The organism is Streptococcus sp. A22, assembly GCF_043674215.1.
GTDB classification, from domain to species: Bacteria; Bacillota; Bacilli; order Lactobacillales; family Streptococcaceae; genus Streptococcus; species Streptococcus suis_V.
Genome location: NZ_JBIMJQ010000046.1, coordinates 1 through 4997, shown reverse-complemented (window position 1 = coordinate 4997; position 4997 = coordinate 1). Strand labels below are relative to the sequence as shown.

5 protein-coding genes are annotated in these 4997 nt (G+C 35.7%); all 5 read right to left on the bottom strand.

Features of this window, described 5'->3' with window-relative positions; genetic code table 11:
- Window positions 1-1464, bottom strand: a 1464-nt coding sequence (gene abc-f, locus ACHBHN_RS10995; RefSeq protein ID WP_394734132.1) for a ribosomal protection-like ABC-F family protein, incomplete at its 3' end; no start/stop codon positions are given.
- A 384-nt stretch (window positions 1465-1848) separates the two neighbouring features.
- The gene (locus ACHBHN_RS10990) at window positions 1849-2019 is read right to left on the bottom strand and encodes an AraC family transcriptional regulator (protein ID WP_105461295.1); all 171 of its coding nucleotides are present in this window, start codon (window positions 2017-2019) and stop codon (window positions 1849-1851) included.
- Between the two features lie 185 nt (window positions 2020-2204).
- Window positions 2205-3632, bottom strand: coding sequence for a chloramphenicol/florfenicol efflux MFS transporter FexA (fexA, locus tag ACHBHN_RS10985; protein WP_065813868.1), 1428 nt, complete (start codon window positions 3630-3632; stop codon window positions 2205-2207).
- Window positions 3633-3888: 256 nt separating this feature from the next.
- The gene (locus ACHBHN_RS10980) at window positions 3889-4032 is read right to left on the bottom strand and encodes a hypothetical protein (protein ID WP_002360221.1); all 144 of its coding nucleotides are present in this window, start codon (window positions 4030-4032) and stop codon (window positions 3889-3891) included.
- A 127-nt stretch (window positions 4033-4159) separates the two neighbouring features.
- On the bottom strand, window positions 4160-4997 hold an 838-nt coding region (locus ACHBHN_RS10975; RefSeq protein WP_394732344.1), incomplete at its 5' end, for an ISL3 family transposase.

The window sequence follows — 4997 nt, the reverse complement described above, 5'->3', positions numbered from 1 at the left end:
GCATAAGATATTCTCTAAATTCTCTTTTCCAATAATATCCATGTGGTTTGTCGGTTCATCTAAGATTAAAACATTAGGACGTTTATATAATAATTTACATAATGTCAATCTAACCTTTTCTCCACCTGACAAAGAGGACACCGGTCTAAAAACATCATCTCCACTAAACTGAAATGAGCCAAGAGCAGTTCTGACCTCTGTGTCATTTAGCTCAGGGTATTCGCTTTGAAAAATTTCGAATAGTGTATCATCTCCACTGATTTGAGCAAGCTGTTGGTCAAAATAGCTAATTTCAACATTGTATCCGAATTTAAAATCTCCAGACAATGCTGCCACACCACCCATAAGTGTTTTAAGCAACGTGGATTTACCAATACCATTACTCCCAACAATTCCAAGCTTCTGTCCCCTTTCAAGGTTGAAATTAACCTTTGCAAGAGGAGTATCATAGCCTATCACAAGTTCTGAAGCACTTAATACTTGCCTTGAACTACTGATTCTCGGTTGAAATTTAGACATATAAGTTTTTGTATCGTATTGGTCTGGTGCATTTAATATTTGCATACGCTGTAATAATTTAATTTTAGATTGCACCATTTTAGCTTTCGTAGGTTTATAACGAAAACGTTCAATCAAGCGTGTAATCCTTTTAATTTCTATCTGTTGCAAGTCGTAATCTTTTTGCTGTTTGATATGATTTTCTCGTTTTTGCTCCTCAAAGGCTGAATAATTACCTTTATAACATTTGGTCTCTCCCCATTCGATTTCATAAACCTTATCCACAATTCGATTAAGAAACATTCTATCATGGGAAATAATAACCAATGTAGATTTATAACTTCTCAAATAACTCTCCAACCATTGTATTGTTTCTATATCAAGGTGGTTAGTAGGTTCATCAAGTAATAGAATGTCTGGCTTTGTTAAAAGTATTTTTATAAAAGCTATCTTAGTTCGCTGACCACCTGAAAATTCAGAAATGGGTTTTTTATCATCTGCTTCAGTAAAACCCATACTACGAATCATCGTTTCATATTCTTTTTGGTAGGTTAGACCTCCAAGAGCCATATACCTTTCACTGATATCAGAGTATTCATTGATGATTTTATCATCATATTGATTCTCCATTTTATCTATCAGCTGTTTCATCTTGTTTTCCATATCAATAAGCGTCTTAAATACCTTACGGACTTCATCCACCATTGATATACTTTCATCTTCAAAAGGCATCTGTCTTAAATAGCTAATATAAGGGTTACCGGTCTTTATTACTTGAAACTCACTTTCACCAGTTCCTTCTTCTAATTCAATTTCGCCTATAATAGCTTTTAGCAAGGTTGTTTTTCCACATCCATTTCTACCAACAATAGCAATCTTTTCATTATCATTGATTTCAATACCGATGTTTTCCAACACCATATTACCATCATAGTAAACGGCACCATTAATTATTTTGTATTGCATTTTCATATCCTCCTTTGCGTTAGTACTAGCAATTGCAAAGGTGGCTTTGGACAATAATTATTCTACTCCATGTAAAGCTTGTCACAGCCACCTATACATGGAGTTCTTTAAATGTTACTTTAGTTGTAGATTTCATTTGCTTCTCCCTCCTATCGTTTCAAATATAATTCAACTTCCCCCTTATTGTACCAAATCGCTAGCGCAATGGCTAGCCTAAGTTTTAGCTTACACCCTTTCTGGTAAAAGTAAAGTAACTGATCTGTTATCTCATCTGGCACCAGATTCCCGATAAACCCTGCTGTTCCCGTCAACAGAAACCGCAGCCACACTGGAAAAAGATACAAAAGGATTGCCGCAATTGATTCTTTGCATTAGCCATCAGCTTTACAAATCACTCTTTCTATATTCAAAAGGCGTTTTTCCTGTTTCTTTTTTAAACACGGATGTGAAGTAACTTTGTGAGTTAAATATAAGATATTCACTAATTTCTGATATTGACTGATTCGTATATACCAATAGAAATTTGGCATATCTGGGTGAGAAACGATCACCAATGTTTTCATTGTTTCATCCTTAACATACTCAACTTTCGCACCAATAAAACAGTGTACGAAAGTTGAGTTACTTAAAAGTATTCTATTCTAAGAAATTCAAATTTGCGTGATTCCTAAGCTATTTATTTACAGCTTAAACTATAGAAGATGAACTAAACAATAACTAATCTTTACATAACTAAGTTATTACCCACGCTTTTTTAAACCTAATCCAGCTATTAAGGCAATGAGTATTGCCCCTGTAGCTGCAAGGAACGCATCTGAGTAGGACATAGCGTCCAATATATATAATGGATTTATCGGCTCAGTAGCATCACGTCGAGCGGATAATAATGCTCCAATCATACCTGCTCCAGTTCCTGCTCCAAGGTACAAAGCACCTTGGAAAATCCCCATTCCGACACCAACCTTGTCTGCATCGAGTGCACTTACTGCGGCGTTATTTGCGGGAGAATTCGTGAATGCAAAAGCAATCCCTACTCCGAGGACCCCCACGGAAACTAACAGAGGTGAAGCACCAGATGCATAGGTGGACAAGAATAAGGTAGACAGCCCCATCAGAGTCATCCCAGTAATTATCAGACGTTTATCCCCAAATCGATCAGAAAGACGGCCAACGAAGGGAGATAAGATTGCAACAGCCACACCACCTGGCAACAATATCATTCCAGCCTGTCCAGAAGAGAGTCCATTCACCTCAATGACTAGTAATGGGACGAACACAAGAACAGCGAAATAAGCAAACATCGAAAAAAATGCAATTATGACCGTATTGACATAATCCTTGTTATTGAACAGGACAGGTGGTACAAATGGATTTTCTGCGGTAACAATTCTCCAAATAAATCCCACCAAAGCTACAACAGAACCAATTAGGCTAGTTAACGATGAGAACGAAGAAAAACCAGAAGTTTCTCCTTGAGTGATGCCAAAAAGGAGTAATCCTACTGTGAGGCCGAGGAATAAACCACCAATGAAATCAAAGTTCTTATTGCTTCCTACGGATTCTGCCGGTTTAATTGTCGGTAACGCGTAGTAGGCACCAATAACAATCATAATGGCTAACAAAAATGTGAACCAAAACAAGGCATTCCACCCTAAATATTGACCAACTACTCCACCAAATATTGGACCAGCAGCAGTTCCAACACCAATACTTCCTGCGATAATTCCCAAAGCTCCCCCACGTTTTCCTTGTGGGAAAACCTTCGAAATTGCAATGACTGATAGAACTGGAATTGCGGACATCCCAGCACCCTGAACCATTCTTCCCAAAACCAACAATGGGAGGTTCGGGGCAATTGCACATAAAAGACTACCACTTGCCAGAATCATAATGGCAAAGATATATAGCTTTCGTAACTCAAAAAAGTCTGAGATTCGACCATAAATCGGAACTCCAATCGCAAGAACAAGTGCAATACCACTAACTATCCAACTCACTTGAGATTTCGAAGCTTCTAAAGCTTTGCTTATTAGTGGAAGTACGGGATTGACTGAATCAGCCGTAATTGAACCTACAAGTACAGATAGGGAGAGTACCATCATTAAAAGCCTAGTAGAACCCCTTTTTTCAGATTGAATCATTTCTTTAGATTTACTATCCTTTTTCATTTTATTTCCTCCTAAAATATATTGTGATTTTAGGAGGCTAAATCCACTGCTTTCCTCACCATAAACCTCACCTCATATCTATTTATATTGTAAAACCAAATCAACGAACTCACCATATTTCTACAGCATGATTAAAGATTCGGTTCTCCAAACTAACTGAACTGATCAAACAAAAAAAAGGCACCAGTTTAACAACCGGTGCCTAATCATTCGTATGCATTTTTACAAATGCAATAGATTCATAAATTTTTGCCCATTATATAAAAGGAGGCAAAAAGTTTTCCGGTAGTGTTTCCATTTTTTGTTTTTGTGAAAAAGGACATACTGATCCCGTTGTACCTAAATCCCCTGAAACTTTTACATGCTTTCTAAACTCGACATTAATGAAATCAATTCCCATTACTTTTTGCCTCCTTTCTCATATTGTGATAATAACACAATAATGGCTCTTTGTCAAATCGGACTGATGAGTCGGATATATAAGATGATAAACTTGAGATTACTCTCAGATTTATCATCTTTTTTAGTTATTTAATTTTAATAAGGCCGTTTATCAAGAAAATTCTTATACGCATATTTGTAAATGAGTTGAATCCATAGGAAACTCTTTTAAGTGTTTTTATATGAGTGTTCTTAGCTTCAATTTTTCCATTGGAAAAATTATATTTAAGAGCGTTTCTAATACCTTCTTCATAGGAAATCAGATTTTCTATTTTATCTCTAAATTGTGTATCCAAGCTATCAGGTAGATTTTTCAATAGTTCGAAAAAGGAACGGTCATCTTTGTTTCTAAAGTGATACATTAATAAATGGAAAATGTCATAAGCTTCTTTTAGTTCAGAAGAAAATGAGAGTAGTCGATCAATCACCATAGATTCCGTTAAAAGATGGTACTTTGGAGAAGGAAAACTTCTCCAAGTTTTGAACTCTGAAATGGAAATATTTGTTTGATTTTTTAGAAGTAATTTCCAGTTTGATTTTAATTTATTTGCTTTTGACTTTTTCTTATTGGTAATTAATCTCTTCATTTCTCGGACTCTAAAATCATTAAAAGCGGTGTTCAAATGCTTCACAATATGGAACCTATCAATGATTAATTTAGCAGTAGGAAAGACATTTTTAGTTAATTGAAAGTAAGCAGCATTCATGTCTGTTACTAAAAATTTAACTTTTTCCCTTTCCTCCAACGGAGAGCGATTGAAGTAAGGGATTATTTTATCTAATTTCCTACTAGGTAAAATATCTACTAATTCACCTGTTTCTCCATCAGCACATATGAAGCTCATTTGGTTCTGTTGCAAAGTTTTAAATAAAGAATAAAATCCCTTACGGTATCTATGATTTAAGCTGGGATTCCCAATAATA